The sequence below is a fragment of the Ochrobactrum sp. Marseille-Q0166 genome, from assembly GCF_014397025.1.
Taxonomy (GTDB): Bacteria; Pseudomonadota; Alphaproteobacteria; order Rhizobiales; family Rhizobiaceae; genus Brucella.
Genome location: NZ_JACJUO010000003.1, coordinates 254,417 through 274,169 on the forward strand (window position 1 = coordinate 254,417; position 19,753 = coordinate 274,169).

Sequence of the window (19,753 nt, forward strand, 5' to 3'; positions counted from 1 at the left end):
GCGGAAATAAAGCGGAACAAGTCCATGGAGAGGCATGGACGTTCATGTAAAACGCCCATGCGATTGCGCTTATGCTTCTTCGTATTTGAGTACGTTTGCCAATTCGCGTTTGATGTTTTCCAGCTGCACGGTCGATGTTTGAGGCATCGGCATGCGCGGAAGACCGGCTTCAGTGCCTTGCAGTGAAATAACGGTCTTGATATTTGCCGGCAGATTGTCCGCGTAAATCGTGTTCCAAAAGCGAAGCAGTGCTTCATGAATTTCCTTCGCCCGCTTATGCTCGCCGCGCTGCACTGCATTCCACAATGCAATGCAAACGCCCGGCACTGCTGCTGGATTAGCTGCAATTGTTCCGTGGCAGCCAAGAGCGAATGAAGGATAAAGCAATGCATCAACAGCTGTGTAAATCTTACAGCCTTCGGGAATGCCTAACATCAGATCGGCCATCAACTTCAGATCACCCGCACTCTGCTTGACACCCTGAACACCGGGAAGTTCTTTCATCAAGCGAATGAGAAGTGCCGGGCTCAGATAGTTCCATGGAACGACGTTGTAGATAATGACCGGAACGTCTGTCGCCTCACTAAGGGCTTTAAAGTGGGCGAAGGTTGCTTCTTCATCGGGTTTGAAAACATAATGAACCGGGGTTACCTGAAGCCCCTGTACGGAGAGGTGTGAAATTGCCTTTGCACGGCGGATCGCATCACGCGTCGAATTGGCAATAATACCCGCAAGCACCGGAATACGTCCGTTAACTTCTTCAACGGTAATTTCCATGAGACGCGCGAATTCTTCAACGGTGAGGGTATGTCCTTCGCCAGAACTGCCGCCCACGCAAACACCATGCACTTTTTTATCGAGATTGAATTTCACGATATTGCGGAATGCCGCTTCGTCAATTTCTCCGTCACTTGTGAACGGTGTGACGATTGGCGGAATGATGCCGTTGATGTTTTCCAGATTCATGATTTTTTTCCCAAGGTTTGACCTATTCAGGTCCGTTTCATCAAGGCGCACGAAAGGGTTCGCCCGTTCTCGTGACGACGTGAATTCTTAATGATTGAGTTTGGTGTCGATGATCGCGCTTACAAACTGTTTGCCAGCGCACGCATCCAAATAGCTACGGCCACTGCACCTCCATCTGGAACTCCAATTGCACGTTCTCCCAGATAGCTTGCACGTCCAAGTCGCGGCATCATTGCCGCCGTGGCTTTTGCCCCGACTTCAGCAGCATCCGCTGCTTGATGCCACACATCTTTACCGCTCAATGAAGGATCGGCTGCATCAAGCGCATCTCTGGCAGGTAACAGTGCATCAAGCATCGTACGGTCGCCTGCTTTGGCTCCGCCTATTTCACTGATTGCGGCCGTCGCAATACGAAATGCCGCCTTATAATCGGGAACCCCAGATGTGGAATCCAAACCAAGTGAACGACCCGCGCGTGTGAGGGCAATTGCGTAAAATGGTCCGGAACTTCCCGCAATTGCACGGCGTACAGCATTGCCCAATGCGATGAAGGCATTTGCGGGATCTGCCCATAACTCCTCGGGCACATCACGGATGGCTTGGGCACCGCGCACCATGCTTGCGCCAAGATCACCATCACCCGCTTTGCTATCGAGATCGGTCAGTTCAGCTTCTGCCTGTTCGAGTGCATCAGCAACAGCGAGTGCGATGGCATGAACTGCCTTTGCATCATAGCATACGGATGTCTTTACGTTGGCCTCACCTTCAGATATCCGCGACACATGCGTGATACTCAGGTTTTCCGGCACAGCGCCGCCACGAGGCCATGCGCTTGCATCCGTTGGATAGTCCAGCCCGGACATCGCTGCATCGTCAATTTCAAACAGCGTAATCGAGCAGCCTGGCATTTCAATAGCGGTTAGAAAATTACCGCTCCACGCTCTTATAACTTCGATATTCAGACTGCGAAGTCTGGCCAGAGCACGGCGCGCAACAATAGCCAGTTCCATCGGCGGCGTGGAGCCAAGGCCATTAATGAGTACAGCAACACGTGCTCCCGCCTGTATTTTCCGGTCATCAACGATTGTATCGATCAAACGATCTGTAAGCTGGTCCGCGGCCATGATGTTGACACGCTCCACGCCTTTTTCACCGTGAATCCCAAGCCCGAGTTCTATCTCGTGATCGCCAAGTTCAAAGCTCGGCTTTCCTGCGGCCGGAACAGTGCATGAGCCGAGTGCAACACCCATTGTTCCGATGCGTTCTGCAGCATTTCGGGCGATAGCTGCTACTTCCGCAAGTGACTTGCCCGATGCTGCTGCAGCACCGGCAATTTTATGGACAAACACAGTTCCGGCGATACCACGTCGGCGTTCATCAGGTACAATACCGGCAAGCGCCACATCATCAGCCACAACAACCAGTTCGGTGGGAATACCTTCAAGTGCTGCAAGCTCACCGGCTAATCCAAAGTTCAGCCGATCACCTGTATAGTTTTTGACGATAAGAAGAGCACCCGCAGGGCCAGCGCTGGCGCGAATGGCCGCCAGAACGGCATCCGCACTTGGGGATGTAAATATTTCGCCTGTAACAGCCGCTGTTAGCATACCTTTGCCGACATAACCTGCATGGGCTGGCTCGTGGCCTGCACCACCACCGGAAATCAAGGCAACCTCACGCTCCTCCGGCGCAGGCAATCCGGACTGTATCACCACATTTTCGCTGTCCAGCAGTGACAAGTCCGCATTAATCCCGACCAGACCTTCCAACATTTCACGGACAATATCCGCCGGACGGTTGATAATTTTTTTCATTTTTTCTCCCAGAGAGTCCATGCGACAGGGTTTTCAAGCGCCGAGTGGCAAACTGTTCAGTCAAAACGATGCGCTCTTCTCCCGCAACGTCAAACCCTATATTTTCTTCAGAAAAGCCTCGAGACGTCCCGCACCTTCAGCAACGAGTGCCGGGTCCACAGCAAAGCAAACCCGTAGAAAGGCTTCTCCCCCCGGCCCGAACGCTGAACCTGGAGCGACGCCAACACTCGCCTCGCGTAAAATGCGTTTTGCCATGTCGTAGCCATTGTTCATGCCGTGAACCGCAAAGAAGAAGTAAAATGTGCCTTCCGGCCAGAACACGCGCACGTTAGGAAGCTTATCAAGAGTCGAACAGATGATTTCCCGTCCTTTCGCTGAACGAGCGACGAGATCCTTTATGAACCCATCCCCCTGATCAAGCGCTGCGACGGCTGCATGCTGGCTGAAGGTTGAAACACTCGTCGTGTTATACTGGCTGAGATTGTCGAAGATTATCGACATGCCTTCTGGATAGATCACCCAGCCAACCCGCCACCCCGTCATGCACCAGTTCTTTGAAAAGGTGTTGGTTATCAGTAGCCTGTCCGTTGGCTCGGTAATTTCCAGAAATGATGGTGCGAGGCTGCCATCATAAGTAAAATGCGAATAAACCTCATCGGAAACGATCCATAGACCACGTTCTCGCGCAAAATCCCGAACAGCGATCATTTGTTCACGCGGCATGATCCAGCCGGTCGGGTTGGAAGGTGAATTGATTGCAATAACCTTTGTGCGCGGGGTGACTGCCGCAAACAGATCTTCCAGAGCAAGCGAAAATCCGCCCTGCTCTTTGGTGCGATATGGAACAGGAACTACCTTGCCGCCAAGTATACCCACAATCTCTATAAGGTTAGGCCAAGCGGGAACGGGCACAATGACCTCATCTCCTGGGCTTAAGACGGCCTGAAAGGCCTGCATGATAGCCTGAACCCCACCGGCCGTCGCACTAAAACGGTTGGGGCTGACATCAACATTCCAATGACGCTTATGATAACGTGCAAGCGCATCACGAAGCGCGGGTACACCCAATGCGTAGGTGTAGCGGGTATGGCCATTTTCAAGCGCTTTAACAGCGGCCTCCCGGATAAAGGCAGGCGTAGGGAGGTCTCCTTCGCCGATCCAGAGCTTGATAACATCTGGATCTTCACGCGCCAGATCAGCAATGTCGCAGATCTGATTAAGCTCTATCGTATTAATCCGTGCCGGAGTGCCAGCTATTGGCCAGTTCGCTGCGTGAAAGTCCATTCTTTACTGCTCCTGATGACGGCCATCCTTGTTGGTCCTTGCCAATCGCCGAAGGCGTCTCCCTCAATTTTTTTGACCTAGAAAACCGTAGCTGCTCCTCAAGCCCGGTTGTGCAGCGCCTTGGCTGCACCTTATTCCGTATTTCGGAATTGAAATTCCAGATATACAATTAAATAAATAAATATGAGATAGTCAACACCGCAGTTGCATAAATATCAAATATATGCGTTTATTAGTTTGCAACAAACATATATTCCGAATAACGGAATAAGGGAGAACAAAATGAAAAAAATAATAAGTTATGTTATGGGTGCTCTTATAGCGACAAGCCTTGGCGTGAGCGCAGCGCAGGCAGCGGATGATCCGCGCGGGACGCTTGGCGATATTCTTAAAGCTAAGAAGATTGTTATCATGAACGATCTGTCCGCAGCTCCGTGGCAGTTCCGTGATGCCAACGGCAATGCAGCAGGTTTCTCCATTGATCTTGATCGTCTCATTGCAGCCAAGCTAGACGTTGACCTTGAAATGCGCAATGTCGAATGGGCCGGCCTCATTCCTGGGTTGCTAAGCCGCAAGTCGGATATATTGGCCACAAGCATGTCAACAACGTTCAAACGCGCGCAGCAGGTCATGTTCACGCGTAACAATTGGTATGAAACCGGGGTTGTTGCCATTGTGAAGGCTGAAGATAAGGGACAATCATGGGAAGACCTTAACCAGCCAGGAAAGAAGATTGCTGTTAAAGCTGGAACAAATGCAGTTGATGCCGCTAAGCAGTTTTTCCCAAAAGCTGAATTGCAGACCTATCCTAATGACGTCGATACTTATCAGGCTCTGAAAACAGGTCGTGTGAATGCAGTCCTCAATGATCTTGCTGTGCTTGGCATTGTAAATGAAGAATATGGCTTTGAAGCTCTCTCTGAGCCTCGACAGCTTGTAACCTCCGACACCTGGGGTTTTGCAGTTCGCCCCGGCGACTTCTACACGCAACAATATCTCGATTTCTTTCTAACCAAGATCAAGGAGAGTGGCGAGCTTGATGCCCTGAAAAAATACTGGGTGGAAGGGGATGCGTGGAAGAAAGACTTCCTTGAAAAAAATAACGGTGTTTCTGATGAGCGTAAAAAGCTGGTCGAGTTGCTTGGGATCAGCGCTTATGTTCCTGAAAGTGGCGACGGCAGCCGTATGACCCTCCAATAGTTGACTCTTATCGGCGACGTGCAGGAGCCACGTCGCCAAACGAAGAATTACATCCTATCGGCTTTTGGGAGGCTATTTTGGCGTATTTTGAAGCTCGTGACGTTGGCTTGCACTTCAATCAATTTCATGCATTGCGAAACATCTCTCTTTCCCTCGATAAGTCCGACGTTCTGGTGATATGCGGGCCATCCGGATCGGGAAAGAGCACATTTATACGCGCGATCAACAGGCTTGCTCCAAAGCTCTCTGAAGGAAAAATGCTTCTTGACGGCGAAGATCTGGCCACTATGCGCAGTAAAAATCTGCATCGCAGAGTGGGTATGGTCTTTCAGAGGTTTAACTTGTTTCAGCATCTCACAGTTGCTGAAAACATTTCTCTCCCTCAACGTCGTGTACTGGGCCGTGGTCGCCGTGCAGCAGATACACGTGCGCTTACACTTCTCGAACGTGTCGGGCTTGCTGATAAAGCGAAATCTTATCCGGTTCAACTGTCTGGCGGGCAACAGCAACGCGTGGCGATTTGCCGGGCGCTGGCGATGGACCCCGAAATGCTGCTTTTCGATGAACCAACCTCAGCACTCGATCCCGAAATGGTGGGTGAAGTGCTGCAGGTCATGCGCGAATTGGCACAGTCTGGAATGACCATGATTATCGTAACGCATGAAATGGGTTTTGCACGTGAGATCGCCAATGAAATTGCTTTCCTAGAGCAAGGACAACTGGTGGAAATCGCTTCGCCGGAGACGTTCTTTTCAAATCCGAAGGAACAGCGCACCCGTAATTTTCTTGATCAGATTCTCAGGCACTAGGAGAATAAAATGCTTTCTGATGCCTATGATTTGTTTTTACAATATCAGGACACTTATCTCACGGGTGTAAAAAATGCACTCTCGGCGGCAGCGCTGGGTTTGGTATTTGCTTTGATTATCGGTGTCTTCGCAGGGATATCGCGATTCCAGAATGCGAATTTTCTCAGCCGAATTATCGCGGTTTATGTATCGATCGTTCGTAACACACCGCTTCTGGTGCAGGTTTATTTTATATATTTCGGGCTACCCGCTTGTGGCATTACGCTCAATGCATTCTGGACCGGGGTCATTGCGCTCACGTTTAACTCAGGTGCCTACATCGCTGAAATGGTGCGCGGCGGTTTGAGTGCTATTCCAAAAGGACAAAGCGAAGCCGCTTCGGCACTGGGTCTCAATCAGCATTTACAGCTGCGAAAAGTCCTGCTCCCACAGGCAGCTCCGGTCATTCTGCCGGCCATTACAGGGCAATTTGTTCAGCTCATCAAGGATACGTCGCTGCTTTACACAATTGCCGTTCTTGAAATCACCAAGGCTGCCGATGATGTGGCTAACGAAAGCTATCAGTTTTTGCCTGCATATCTCGTCAGTTGCATTCTCTACATAATCATTTGCGTGACATTGAATGTCCTGGTGGACGTTTATGAAAACCGCGCAGGTTTTTCCAGACATAAGCGAGCTTGAGCATGGCACATCTTATCTCCATATCCGGCGATGGTCTGGCTCTTATCCTCACGGGGCTCCCGATCGTTATCTATCTGATGATCGCTTCCTTTTTTCCGGCACTTGGCATTGGAATCATCGGCGGGGTTTTGGCCACATCACCATGGCGGTTGCTACGCCTTATCGCGACAATCTATGTATATATTTTCCGAAGCACACCGTTCCTGATGTTCATATTTCTTGTCTATTACGGGCTTCCAGAATTCGGAATAGACATAGGACCCATCACCACGGCTGTAATCGCACTGTCTCTATCACACGGCGCTTACATGACCGAAATTATAAAGGGTGGGTTGCGTAGCCTTGATAAAGGCCAGAACGAAGCCGCCATTGCGCTTGGCTTCAACCTATTCCAGCGTTTGAAAGATATCACACTCCCTCAAACTTTGATGGCGATTATTCCGTCATTGTTAGGGCAAAGCATTCTGATTATCAAAGATACGTCACTTGTTTCTGTGGTCGGGATCAGCGAAATCACCAAACTGGCGCGCGAAGTCGTCATCAGAACAAACGAGCCTTTTATTATCTTCGGGGTTCTCGCCTTGATTTATTTTGCCGTCTGTTTTGTGCTGGAAAGAGTCGCAGGAAGATTAGAAAAGCGTGCGCGTTTGATTTTAGCAGGAAGATAGATTTGGAAAAAAACATGGCAACAAATTACGCAGATACTCATAACACTGATGGTAGTGAAGGCCGTGAAACAGGTGCAAAATCATTGCGCAAAATGGCTCTGGTGCTTGATAGTTTTTCAAGAAAGCAGCCTTCACTGACGGTTGGTGAGATCGCTGTTATAACGGGGCTGCCAAAGACGACAGTGCACCGGATTGTTGCATCTCTTCGCGATGTAGGGCTGCTCGATCAGGACGGACGCAGGCAAGGCTACCGACTGGGAATGAAGATGTTTCATTATGGCAGCAGTGTTCTCGACAGTCTCGATACAGCGACCCGCGCACATCCCCATATCGCTCGATTGCAGCAACTCACAGGAGAAATCATCCATTTTCATATGTTTGACGGTCACCAGATGGTGTGCGTGGAGCGTGAGGAAATGATCGCTTCCAGCCTGACAACGCTCAGCGCCGCGCCAACTTATTGCACAAGTGTTGGTAAAGCTTTTCTTGCTTTTCAGGACGACAGCCTTGTCAGAAAGATCGCAGCCGAAGGTTTCCATAGATATACGGACAATACCATAACAACGCTGGATGCACTCTTTGAGGATCTGGAGCTGATACGTGGGCGAGGCTATTCGATCGATAATGAAGAGATCGAGGTCGGAATACGCTGTCTTGGAGCCCCTGTACGCGATTCGACACGGCGGGTTTTTGCTGCAGTCAGTGTTTCTGGCCCTGCGGAGCGCATGCCTGATGCCCGCCTTGCAGGACTTGCTCCAACGGTAATTCAAATCGCAAATGACATTTCCGCAGCCCTTACGGAATAAATTTAAAGCTGATCGGAGAAACGCTATGTCCACGCAAGACAAAATGCAGGTCAACATGCCCAAAATGGCTGCCGATACCGTCATCGAGACCAAGAACATGCACAAGTGGTATGGTGAGTTCCATGTTCTGCGCGACATCAATTTGAAAGTCATGCGCGGCGAACGCATCGTCGTTGCCGGACCATCGGGTTCCGGCAAATCCACCATGATCCGCTGTATCAACCGTCTGGAAGAACACCAGAAGGGCCAGATCATCGTTGATGGCATCGAACTCACCAATGATCTCAAGAAGATCGATGAAGTGCGTCGCGAAGTCGGCATGGTGTTTCAGCACTTCAACCTGTTTCCGCATCTGACCATTCTGGAAAACTGTACGCTGGCGCCAATCTGGGTGCGCAAGATGCCCAAGAAGCAGGCGGAAGAAATCGCCATGCATTATTTGAAGCGCGTGAAGATTCCAGAGCAGGCCAACAAATATCCGGGCCAGCTTTCGGGTGGGCAGCAGCAGCGTGTGGCAATTGCCCGTGCGCTTTGCATGAGCCCGAAAGTGATGCTGTTTGATGAGCCGACATCGGCGCTCGACCCGGAAATGGTCAAGGAAGTGCTCGATACGATGGTCAGCCTTGCGGATGAAGGCATGACGATGATCTGCGTAACGCATGAAATGGGCTTTGCGCGTCAGGTTGCAAACCGCGTGATCTTCATGGATCAGGGGCAGATCGTTGAGCAGAACTCACCAGCCGAGTTCTTCGACAATCCACAGCATGAGCGAACCAAGCTGTTCCTGGAACAAATTTTGCACTAGTTGACGAGGCAACAATCATGAAATTTCTTCGCTATGGCGAAACCGGACAGGAAAAGCCGGGCCTTCTCGATGCCGACGGCAATATCCGTGATCTCTCTGCCCATGTCAGCGATATGTCGGGTGCCGTTCTCAGCCCTGAAGCACTCGCCAAGCTCGGTTCGCTGGATGTCAATGCGCTGCCAAAAGTCGAAGGCAATCCACGCCTTGGCCCATGCGTTGCAGGCACTGGTAAATTCATCTGCATCGGCCTCAACTATGCTGATCACGCAGCAGAATCCGGCATGGCTGTGCCACCGGAGCCGGTCATCTTCATGAAGGCAACCTCGGCCATCGTCGGCCCGAATGATGATCTGCTGATCCCGCGCGGCTCTGAAAAGACCGACTGGGAAGTCGAACTCGGCATCGTTATCGGCAAGACCGCAAAATACGTCTCGGAAGAGGACGCGCTAGATTATGTTGCTGGCTACTGCACGCTGCATGACGTCTCAGAACGCGCTTTCCAGATCGAACGTGCTGGTCAGTGGACCAAGGGCAAGTCTTGCGACACATTCGGCCCGACCGGCCCGTGGCTGGTGACGAAGGACGAAGTTGCTGATCCGCAGGATCTCAAAATGTGGCTCACCGTCAATGGCGAAACCATGCAGGATGGCTCGACCAAGACCATGGTCTATGGCGTTCGTCATCTGGTGTCTTACCTCTCGCAGTTCATGTCATTGCAGCCGGGCGATATCATCTCCACCGGCACGCCTCCGGGCGTTGGCATGGGCATGAAACCACCGCGTTATCTCAAGGCTGGCGACGTTGTCGAACTCGGCATCGAAGGCCTCGGCTCGCAGAAGCAGAACGTGCGCGCCGACGTTTAGTGCTTAAAACTTTAACCCTTCGAGCCATTCACCTCGTCTCACTTGCTTTACGCCTCAACAGCTCAAATGCGGCATATCGACAACTAAAATGAGCAACTTTCTTAATGAACCGTCTGGTGATAGGCTTTGCTATTAGCCTGAACTTAGACTTGCAGCTCAATTACAGGATACTAGGTTTATAAATACGTTAGGCAGACAAGAACACCCGATCCCCTGATTGTTAGACAATATTGGCGGCATATCCTTTCTCGTGCCCGCCACTTCCAGCGTGCGACTTGTTTCGTTTCCAGCTTTCGCGCAGGTGTCAACCCCTGTGATTGCGATCTCGGATTGTCGTGTCAGACGCATCTGTCTCACTCCCTTAGCTCTTGTCATTCACCGGCAAGCGGCGCAGCGGACGGTCCCTGTTTTGATTGCCGCTAAGAACTGACCCAGTAGGGGGGGAGAAAACTTGGGCTATCTCGGTCTTATAACATCGATAGCGTAACTTCGCGGGGCGTTTCCCGAAGCTCAAAAATCTACAGTTGGCGGAGTTCGTCCTCGTCGATATCCCGAGACATTCAAGAAGGACGGTGTCGTTGGACTTTATAATCGACAAGAAAGCGTGCAGGTTTCGGTGGAAAGCTCAGCGTATGCACACCGACACTGTATAACTAGAAACCAGATAGGGAGAAATCAGTCCGGCGCCTGAAAACCTCGTTAATCGCAACCGCCAGGCTACAGCCCTAAACGAGAAATGGCTGGCTGATATCACTGAGTTTCATATCCCGGCTGGCAAGGTATATCTCTCACCCGTCATCGACTGCTTCGATGGTTTGGTTATTAGCTGGTCTACCGAAGCGACATCAGATGCGGAATTGGTCAATAAGCTGCAGAGAATGCAGCGTACAATGTCTTCTTTCACTGGCTGAAAATGGAGCTCTTTCATCCTCGTGATTGGAGGTCGACCGCGCTCGAGCAATTTATGAAAGAAGTCGATGACTACATTTGATGGTACGATCAGAAGCGTATCAAGATATCGCGGGGCAATAAACATTCAATGGTCATCGACCATGTTTTCCTCCCGCTAAGCCTTCAAATGACCACTCGAAGTCCACGCTTGGGAAGGCCTCTGCAAATTCAGAAGCAATTGTAGACATCTGATCATCGGCGATCCAGTCATCCGATAAATGTATGTATCGCAAGGCTGCCAAGCCCGCAATCCAAGAAAAAAGCTGATCGCGCGGGATAGACCGGTAAAGCCGCGCCCCGATATGCAAGGTCTGGATGTGGCCCAAGTTCACGGTGTCAGGCAGTTTTGCCAATGCCTCAGCCGTGTTTATCATCAATATCGTGCTGCCGCTCAATGCCATGCACCAGCTCCTTTATGTGCTTGATAGCCTTCGCCGGAAAGTTCTGCGCTACCAAAGACTCCGATATCACTTATGGCATCCTGGGGATCTAGTTGCCATCAGCGGCTGCTTCTGCATAGAGTACGACCCAAACCTGCCAATCCGCAATCCACTAATACCAGACACTACAGCACTGGCCCGCAACTGCTACTCCTCGCTTCATTTAGGCCATTTAAATCTTACAAGCGTGGATTCTTGACTGACAAACTGGGCCGCGAAGGTCTCCGCAAGACCATGCGATGGTGTCGGGTAGGAATCAGCCTTGCGGTCCTCACCCGGGATTAGTCTACTAACGTTGACGTTGATGACGCTGCTTGCTGTGGTCTCGGCGAACAAATTTACGGGCTTGTTGCGAAATGCATCCATCTTCCCAGCCCTGGCGAAATGTTCTTGGAGAGGCTCATCTCGCACAGCCCGAAAATTATTCCCCACTCCCGAAACTTTCCCCTCCCCGTCATCTCACGATGCCGGAGTTGCCAAAATATTTGCCACAGCGCCTGTGGTGTCACCGCGATTGTCTTGACCACCATCCCCACCGACACCCGCGGTTTCGGCTCACCAAATCGACCAGCTCTGAAGTTATCTCTATCTGGAAGAATAAAACCGCTCGCGGTATTCTAAGGGATTTAAGCCGTGGTGCCGTTGGAACAAACGGCGCAGGTTCTGCTCGTCGCCGAGTCCGACGGTTCGGGCGATATCCTTCAATGGCCGGTCGGTCTCAACGATCGCGGTACGAGCCGCTTCGAGCCGAAGCCGTTCCACTGTCTTGGATGGGGTCGTGGCAGTCGCTGCGGAATAGGCCCGTGAAAATGTGCGGAGAGACATGCCGACCGTCTCGGCTAGACGTTCAACGCGCAAATCTCCTGACAGGTTTTCGCGCATCCAAGCGTGAAGATCGGAGAATGCGCCCCGCCCCGCTTCTTGCGCGGCGAGAGGTGCTGAGTATTGAGACTGGCCGCCCGATCGCCTGAGATAGACGACCAATTCACGCGCAACACTGATGGCAGTATGGTGATCATGATCTGCTTCTATGAGTGCAAGCGCCAAGTCGATTCCAGCGGTCACGCCGGCCGAGGTCCAAATGTTGCGATCCTCAATAAAGATCGCATCTTCCAAGATACTGATGGCCGGATGACGTTGGTGGAGCAGGTTGGCCCATCGCCAATGTGTCGTGGCCCGGCGATCATCGAGCAGACCAGTATCCGCCAGGATGAACGCACCGGTGCAAACTGAACACAGGCGACCGATACCACTGGCATGGGTTCTGACCCAGTCAGAAACTGCTGGTGCATCTGGTGGCTGGCCGTTTGCGCTCCCACCCGGAAGTACCAAAGTGTCAAACGACGTGGCAGTTAGATCGGCCAGCCTCTCGGTTAAAACGGCGAGTTGCGCTCCAGAGCGCACCAGCCCCCCATCAATCGATGCAACAGTGAGACGGTAAGGGATGCCGCACGTTGAATTAAGGATTCGGTTCGCTTCTTCGAAAGCCTGCAAAGGTCCCGATATGTCTATCAGGTTCACGCCGTCATAAGCGATCATCAGCACTTCATGGCGTCTTCTGTGTTCCAATCCGCTCTATGCTCCAAAAATCTATGCTATCGCCAGGTTCGACTTGCGCTCGCAAATGTTCCACCACACCGTCATCGCAGCCGCTAGAATGATCAAGGGAATAATGCTGATGTTGAGTGTTGCCCATCCGAACACTTGCAAAAAGGGGCCCGCGATCAATGTAGCAACAGCCGTTGCAGCGAACCGAATGAACTCGGCAATACCCTGCGTGTTAGCCTGCTCTGAGGGGCGGTATGAACGGGCCAAGAGCGTTGTACCACCCACAAACATGAAGTTCCAGCCAACCCCGAGAAGGAAAAGTGCGATATGGAAGGCGACAAGGTCGATGGAAAGTATGGCTATTGCAACACAAGCCAGGTTGAGCGCCATACCCGCATATAGAATAGGTGGCAGCCCGAAGCGGGCAATCAACAGCCCTGTCACGAAAGATGGAGCATACATACCTACAAGATGCCATTGGATGATGCTCGCCCCATCACCAATCGAATAGCCGCAAGAAACGGCGGCTAGTGGCGCGGCTGTCATCACGAACATCATGGTGATTGCTCCTACGATATTGTTCGCAGCCGCAGCCACGAAGATCGGTGTTCGCAGGATAACGCCAGTCGGGCGAGGCGACAGAACTTCTGATTCAGGATTTCCCACATACGCGGTTGGGGTGTCACGGTAGAAGATCAGCAACAGGACGGCCGAAACTCCCCCCATCGCCGCCACCATCAGATAGGCCCCCGCGAATAGCGCCGCATGGAAAAAGTCCTTGCTCCATGCTGCAAGCATCGGCCCGGTGATCGCCGCGATGACACCACCCGCAAGAACCATCGAGATTGCGCGACTTTTGTTGGCCGGTTCAACCGAGTCTGCTGCGGCAAGCCGATAATATTGGGCGAACGCCTGATAGACTCCGACGGCTGCTGTTCCGATGCAGAATAGCCAGAAGTCCTCACGGAAAACTGCCCAAACGGAAAGCAAACCGCCGAGCGCACCTATGATTGAGCCAAGAGCAAAACCTTTTTGCCGTCCAATTCGTTGCAGAAGGTGTGAAACAAACAGAGTTGAAACTGCTCCCGCCACAGTAATCAACGCGAAAGGCAAGGTGGCGAGCAGCGGGGTCGGGGCAAGTTGCCATCCCGTCAGGGCGGTTAAGGTTAGATCTATGGATATCGCGCAGGTGAAGATTCCATGGCAGATCGCTAGGATCAGGGCATTGCGCCCACCCAGCTTATTGAAGTCACCGAGACCCTGTTTTCTCCGAATTAGCATTAGGACACCCACCGCGCGTTGCTCGTTTACATTGATATGCAGCTGTAAATTTATGGCCTCAATGACAATGAGCCTTCAAATCCGGCCACGCGCGCAGAACAGGAATTTTGCGATTGCCACAATGTTCGGTGTGGTGCGATGCTGCCAATCATGAAAGCATTGGTTCAATGCCGGGAAAATTGCTTCCGCTTAATGATGCTGAGTAACACATGGATAGTGGCGGTAAGTTTGAAACATGCTTCGCGGAATAATCGCTAAGCCTCCTGCCGAAGACCTGGGTGCCAACATATCCATTTTGCCGCACGACCGCTTCGACGTCCGTGTTTGTTCCCCGGGCACTTATCGAGAAAGCGCGAGCCGGTGAATGCGAGGTACTTTCGAAGTCATTGGCGATCTGCGAAAGAACCTCGCTTTTAAAGGCCTAAGTTTTTAAAGGCCTTTAATATTTCAACTTGGAGCTCCCATGATTGTGCATAGTATACTAAAGAATATGCGGCATCTTTCTGTCGCGAGTTAAGTCACGGATGATTCATTTGTGAAGCCGGCGGAAATCCATGCTTGGACGCGAGCCATGAAACGACCAGTGCCGGAATCGTTAGCGCGAATACTGCCCAAGGGAATGAGGCAACGCCGAAGCCGTCCAATAGTATTCCACCAATGAGGCCACCGCCAGCGAGTCCTGTATTCCAGACTGTAACGAACATGGCCTGAGCGACATCCGTCGCATCGCCCGCGGCCTTTGCTTCTGCCGTCTGAAAGAGCGTTGGTGCTCCCCCCATGACCAGTCCCCAGACCACAACACCGATTAGGACGACTACCGGCGATGTGCCTGCAACACCAAGAGCAAATGCAACGGTGGCGAAAGCAATCAAACTCCCCAGCACCAGACGACGTAGGTTTCTGTCAATCAGTGCACCAACGATCCAAAGACCGAAGACGCCAGCAACCCCAAAGGTCAGAAGCACCAGATCAACACGGTCTGCGAGACTGGATGGCGCCAGGAATGGTGCAATATACGTGTAGAGAATATTGTGCGCGACAACGAATGCAAGCAATACGAACAAAATCGGCCTCAACCCTGGTAAAGTCACAACCTGACGGATTGAATACTGTTTTCCCCGCGGTTGCCCGGCAAAATCCGGTAGCCTGATCAAGCTCCACGCAATAAGTGCCAGAGCAAATACGCTCATTAGTCCAAAAGATACACGCCAGCCCAGTTGGACACCCAGCCACGTTCCTGCCGGCACACCGATCGTAAATGCAAGCGGACCGCCGATCCCCGTTATTGCGATAGCGCGACCAGCAAGATGGGACGGGACCATGCGTGCAGCATATCCAACAATCAGTGCCCAGACCATCCCACCGAAAATCCCGGCAAAGAAGCGAGCCGTCAGTGTGACCCAATAATGATCGGACAACGCCGTCACTGTATTGACGACTGCAAAGCCCCCCAGAGCCACAAGCAAAAGACCACGCCGTCGCATGGCTTGCGTCAGCATCATCAGAGGAATCGCCGTAATGAGCGATCCAGCTGCGTAAGCTGTTACGAGTTGTCCCGCCATGCTCTCGGCGATACCGAGGCTCATACTGATCTGCGGTAGAAGCCCGGCAGGCATCACTTCTGTCATGAGCGTGACAAATCCCGCTAATGCCAGCGCCAAAAGCCCGCCGAGTGGCAAACTATCATCGGCGGCGTTTGTAGAGGTTGCGGATTTGGCTAAAGTCATCGGGCGCTGTCTCCTTCGATCTTTCGGCTATGCCGCAGTTGAGACACCTCCACTGACAAAAACGGAAGTTACAACAAGGCAGCCATTTAGCCGGAAGGGCTAGCAATTTTCATTATCGCGAAAAATATGCTAAAGCTCAAAACACTTTGGACATTTATGTCGTACAAAAAGAAGATCTCATGGACAGTCTCGGAGCATTACACGCCTTTGTTCAGGTAGCAGACGCTAATGGGTTTACCGACGCTGGCCGCAAGCTCGGAGTTTCCGCTTCTGCTGTCAGTAAGGCGGTACAGCGACTGGAGGATCGCCTTGGCACACGGTTGTTTCACCGCTCTACGCGGAGCATCACACTGACTTCGGAAGGGGCGATGTTTCTTGAGCGCTGCCGGCGCATCCTGAGCGAATTTGAAGCTGCCGAAGCTGAACTCTCGCAGACGCAGACCGAGCCTCATGGCAAACTGCGTGTCAGTATGCCATCAATGGGGCTACTGTTCATGAAGAACATGGCCACGTTCAAGCGTCTCCATCCAAAAATCGAACTGGAGTTGGATATCAGCGACCGATTGGTGGACGTGATTGATGAAGGCTTCGATGCGGTCATTCGCACAGGCGAGCATACTGATTCCCGGTTGATGACACGCACGCTGGGCTACTATCGCCGCGCGATCGTGGGTTCACCGGACTTGTTCGCAAATGCAGGCATCCCAGATACGCCAGAAGATCTCATAGGACTTCCCTGCCTAGTCTATCGCTTCCCTGCGACGGGTAAGCTCGACCGATGGCCCTTATCCCGCGACGGCAGGCCAATTCATATTGAACTGACCAACAGCGTGCTGATGAACGCGCTTGAACCTCAAATCTGTTTAGCAGAAAATGGCGTTGGAGTCGCTTGCGTGCCAGATATCGCAGTATCGGGACAGTTAGAAACCGGCTCTCTGATTAGCGTATTAGAGCCCTATCTTGAGGACCGAGCCAAGATCAGCATCATGTGGCCAACAAGTCGGCATCTCTCGCCTAAACTGCGCGCTTTTTTAGACTTCGCGAGTAAGGAACTATCCATGATATTATCGATGTCTTGAAAGTTGATTGAGCGCTCCGCGATGCAGAACCCCCTACGGGTTAATCGCGCGCGGCATGCCACCGCGAGACTTCCGATAACCGCTCCTTGTCCATGTCCATGGTAAGAGAAGCCTTTGCGCGGTCGAACGCCAGCCGAGCCTGTTTCAGTGCCGCAGCCTTGAAGTCATCGTCCCCCATAAGAGCGAGGGCGGCCAAAGTCTTCTGCATACGCAATTGCACTTCGATCAGGCCAGCGCCGTCCCGCGCCATCAGCATGAAGGCATCCTCAAAAAGATCATCCGAATTGAGCGGTGGCACATGAACACGCGGATAGTCCGGCTCATAATCACTATCTTCGCGTTTGCTCGCGCTCCAAAGACTTAGCAGGCGCGTGTTGCGACCAATGACGTCGATCGCGGTACCTGGATCGTTCGTGGCCGGAGAAAGTGCGCGTGAGCCGATCTCACTCATCACTGCCAATCCGAAACGTGGATCCTGATCAAAGGATCGCTCATCTCCGACAGTAAACGCAGCTCGTACTCGCTTCACAGCGGCATCTGCGTCCTCGATTTCCCCATCCGCGATCCAGGCAAGAGGCGTATGCGGATAGACGAAGGTGCCTGGAACGGCGTTGACATACAGATCTTTGTCATACTCTTCAGAGAGCCGGGCAAGTGCGGGTATGTCCACATGCTGGATATACCCGATAGTGTCAGTCGTCACCCCAAAGGAGGCCGGCGGATCCTGCGCATCAGCACTCCGCAAAGGTACCCCGCCAAGATAAGGCTGTCGTAGCCGACTCTCAAGAGCTTCACGTGTCGCGTCCTCTACCCTGTCGGTCGTTTCTCCAACTCGGCCAAGCCGAGTCAAATGATCAATCCATCGCAATAGAGAGATAACAACAAGCGCGATGACGGCGACCGTCACGATGAAGAGAACAACCCGCCCACGTTCGCCGTACACTCCCGTTCTAAGGACGATCAGGCCGACGATGCCAAACAGGAAAGAACCGATGAAAGTCGACAGAACCGTCTGTGTCAGGCGATCCTCAATCAACAACTTCGTCGCACGCGGCGTGACATTGTTCGTCGCGGAACCGTAGGCGGACACCATAATGCTCAACGAAAACGTCGTCACGGCGAGCATGCTGGAGGCAATTATCGCAAGAATGCTGTCGACGGCATCAGCTCCGATACTACCCGGCATATCCCACGGGATATACCTCTCTGCGACAGCAGCGAGAATGGCAGCGAGGACGCCTAAAGCGCCGATCAATGTGGCCCGAACCCACAGCCGGCGCGTCATTTGCGCCATCAACCATCGCCATTTTGGCATTTGTTCCCCTTCGCATACTGCAACTTAGAGATATATTTAACGGGAAAAAGCGGCTTTCAAACTATTAATTCACGACGATGTTATAATCCGGAGCGAGATACGCCTTCATTCTTGCAGATCGAGCTAAAAGACTATTTCGATTTTATGAAGAATGACGCTTCATCCCGGTGAAGTAGACTTCCTCTATGGGGTTCTGTGGGGCGGCGGTATTGGAGGTGATCGAAGTGTAGTCTTTTCTGCGAACGAGGAAGGTTCTGATGGGATGGACGCCCTCCGACGGCCTTGATGTGGCAGAATGGGTTCGTTGAGCACCATTGAGGAGGATGCGTCCATGGAAGAGATTACTACAATTGGTTTGGATCTGGCGAAGAATATATTTCAGTCCCACGGAAGTGGCAGTGATGGGCGAGTTCTTTTGCGCAAGAAATTACGCCGCGAGCAATTGCTGCCATTCTTCGCCAAACAGCCTGCTTGCATGGTGGCGATGGAGGCGTGTTCCAGCAGTCATCATTGGGGTCGGGAGATTGGCACTCTGTGGCATTTAATTCGATTGATCCCGTCCGCTTATGTGAAGCCATTTGTGAAGCGTCAGAAGAATGATGCGAGTGATGCAGAAGCGATCTGCGAAGCAGATTTACGCCTACGATGCGGTTTGTTGCTGTAAAAAGTGAACAGAGCCAAGCTGCAGCTATTGTGTTTAGAACACGCGATCTTCTGGTCAGACAGAGAACGCAGATTATCAATGCCTTGCGTGGACATTTAGCTGAGTTTGGCATTGTGGTTGCCCAAGGCCCTGCACATGTTAGCAAACTGGTGATGGTCGTTCAGGATCCAGAGATGTCTTTGCCAGATATGGCCCGGCCGGTTATCGGCGTACTTGTTGATATGCTTGCTACACTGGATGAGCGTATCAAAGTTTTAGACAAAGAGATTGCCCGTCGAGCCAAAGAGGATGAAGTCGCTCATCGGTTGATGACTATTCCAGGTATTTGCCTGGTGATTGCTACAGCCCTGACAGCATTGGCTCCTGCGGCATCGACCTTCAAACGCGGGCGGGATTTTGCAGCCTGGCTTGGCCTCACCCCTTTACAGCATTCAACCGGTGGCAAACAGCGGCTGGGTCGTACATCCAAAATGGGTGAACGGACTTTACGGCGCTTGCTGATCATAGGGGCCAGCACCGTCGTGCGTTGGGCTGGGAAAAAGGGATCAGATACGGGTACGTGGCTGGCCAGTATGCTCAAACGTAAGCCACCCATGCTGATACGCTTTGCATTGGCCAACAAAATGGCACGGATTGTCTGGGCATTGATGGCGAAGGGCGGAATTTATCGGGCTCCGGTCATTGCAGTATGAAAACGCAACGAACCGGTGGTTGTTGGAGGTGTAAGAAGGTCAAAAGGAAAGTTATGGCGTAACAGTCGATGAGACGAGATCAGGAAAACCAGATTGCGACGAAGTGCTAAAACCACGCGGTTCTGAATTGGACCTGATCTGCGAATTCCCATACGGGCCA

General features: G+C 52.1%; 17 protein-coding genes and 2 pseudogenes. 10 read left to right on the forward strand and 9 right to left on the reverse strand.

The window, feature by feature from the left end:
* Positions 1–69: 69 nt before the first annotated feature.
* From H5024_RS19670 to H5024_RS19680, 3 genes are all read right to left on the reverse strand, one after another.
* Entirely contained in the window at positions 70–966 is an 897-nt protein-coding gene (locus H5024_RS19670) for a dihydrodipicolinate synthase family protein (protein ID WP_187548895.1), read from the reverse strand.
* Positions 967–1,085: 119 nt separating this feature from the next.
* Positions 1,086–2,780: a dihydroxyacetone kinase family protein gene (locus H5024_RS19675; protein WP_187548896.1), complete on the reverse strand. Its 1,695-nt coding sequence runs from the start codon at positions 2,778–2,780 to the stop codon at positions 1,086–1,088.
* 96 nt (positions 2,781–2,876) lie between these two features.
* Positions 2,877–4,064, reverse strand: a complete 1,188-nt coding sequence (locus H5024_RS19680; protein ID WP_187548897.1) for a pyridoxal phosphate-dependent aminotransferase — start codon at positions 4,062–4,064, stop codon at positions 2,877–2,879.
* 282 nt (positions 4,065–4,346) lie between these two features.
* Between H5024_RS19680 and H5024_RS19685 the strand changes: the two genes are divergently transcribed.
* The 8 genes and pseudogenes from H5024_RS19685 to H5024_RS21400 all read left to right on the forward strand — a co-directional run.
* A complete protein-coding gene (locus H5024_RS19685; protein WP_187548898.1) occupies positions 4,347–5,264 on the forward strand; it encodes a transporter substrate-binding domain-containing protein in 918 nt (305 codons plus the stop codon).
* A 77-nt stretch (positions 5,265–5,341) separates the two neighbouring features.
* Positions 5,342–6,073: an amino acid ABC transporter ATP-binding protein gene (locus H5024_RS19690; protein ID WP_210309772.1), complete on the forward strand. Its 732-nt coding sequence runs from the start codon at positions 5,342–5,344 to the stop codon at positions 6,071–6,073.
* Positions 6,074–6,082: 9 nt separating this feature from the next.
* On the forward strand, positions 6,083–6,754 hold the full coding sequence (locus tag H5024_RS19695; RefSeq protein WP_187548899.1) for an amino acid ABC transporter permease: 672 nt from the start codon (positions 6,083–6,085) through the stop codon (positions 6,752–6,754).
* A gap of 2 nt (positions 6,755–6,756) precedes the next feature.
* Positions 6,757–7,422, forward strand: a complete 666-nt coding sequence (locus H5024_RS19700; RefSeq protein ID WP_187548900.1) for an amino acid ABC transporter permease — start codon at positions 6,757–6,759, stop codon at positions 7,420–7,422.
* Positions 7,423–7,436: 14 nt separating this feature from the next.
* Positions 7,437–8,228, forward strand: a complete 792-nt coding sequence (locus tag H5024_RS19705) for an IclR family transcriptional regulator (protein ID WP_187548901.1) — start codon at positions 7,437–7,439, stop codon at positions 8,226–8,228.
* Between the two features lie 43 nt (positions 8,229–8,271).
* Entirely contained in the window at positions 8,272–9,033 is a 762-nt protein-coding gene (locus H5024_RS19710) for an amino acid ABC transporter ATP-binding protein (RefSeq protein ID WP_247875428.1), read from the forward strand.
* Positions 9,034–9,050: 17 nt separating this feature from the next.
* A complete protein-coding gene (locus tag H5024_RS19715; protein ID WP_187548902.1) occupies positions 9,051–9,896 on the forward strand; it encodes a fumarylacetoacetate hydrolase family protein in 846 nt (281 codons plus the stop codon).
* A 668-nt stretch (positions 9,897–10,564) separates the two neighbouring features.
* Positions 10,565–10,884, forward strand: a pseudogene (locus H5024_RS21400) (DDE-type integrase/transposase/recombinase); the annotation flags it as partial.
* Between the two features lie 55 nt (positions 10,885–10,939).
* Here the strand turns inward: H5024_RS21400 and H5024_RS19720 are convergent.
* The 5 genes from H5024_RS19720 to H5024_RS19740 form a co-directional block, all read right to left on the reverse strand.
* A complete protein-coding gene (locus tag H5024_RS19720) occupies positions 10,940–11,248 on the reverse strand; it encodes a hypothetical protein (protein WP_187548903.1) in 309 nt (102 codons plus the stop codon).
* Between the two features lie 377 nt (positions 11,249–11,625).
* On the reverse strand, positions 11,626–11,817 hold the full coding sequence (locus H5024_RS21650) for a helix-turn-helix domain-containing protein (RefSeq protein WP_187548904.1): 192 nt from the start codon (positions 11,815–11,817) through the stop codon (positions 11,626–11,628).
* Between the two features lie 55 nt (positions 11,818–11,872).
* Positions 11,873–12,856, reverse strand: coding sequence for a DJ-1/PfpI family protein (locus H5024_RS19730; protein WP_247875402.1), 984 nt, complete (start codon positions 12,854–12,856; stop codon positions 11,873–11,875).
* Between the two features lie 21 nt (positions 12,857–12,877).
* On the reverse strand, positions 12,878–14,116 hold the full coding sequence (locus tag H5024_RS19735; protein ID WP_187548905.1) for an MFS transporter: 1,239 nt from the start codon (positions 14,114–14,116) through the stop codon (positions 12,878–12,880).
* Positions 14,117–14,634: 518 nt separating this feature from the next.
* Positions 14,635–15,843, reverse strand: a complete 1,209-nt coding sequence (locus H5024_RS19740; protein ID WP_187548906.1) for an MFS transporter — start codon at positions 15,841–15,843, stop codon at positions 14,635–14,637.
* Between the two features lie 179 nt (positions 15,844–16,022).
* Here H5024_RS19740 and H5024_RS19745 point away from each other — a divergent pair, with 179 nt between their 5' ends.
* Complete coding sequence (locus H5024_RS19745) at positions 16,023–16,922, forward strand: LysR family transcriptional regulator (RefSeq protein WP_187548907.1); 900 nt, start codon at positions 16,023–16,025, stop codon at positions 16,920–16,922.
* A 40-nt stretch (positions 16,923–16,962) separates the two neighbouring features.
* Here H5024_RS19745 and H5024_RS19750 read toward each other — a convergent pair whose 3' ends face one another.
* The gene (locus H5024_RS19750) at positions 16,963–18,237 is read right to left on the reverse strand and encodes a DUF2254 domain-containing protein (protein WP_187548908.1); all 1,275 of its coding nucleotides are present in this window, start codon (positions 18,235–18,237) and stop codon (positions 16,963–16,965) included.
* 331 nt (positions 18,238–18,568) lie between these two features.
* Between H5024_RS19750 and H5024_RS19755 the strand changes: the two are divergent.
* Positions 18,569–19,593: pseudogene (locus H5024_RS19755) on the forward strand (IS110 family transposase).
* Positions 19,594–19,753: the final 160 nt, after the last annotated feature.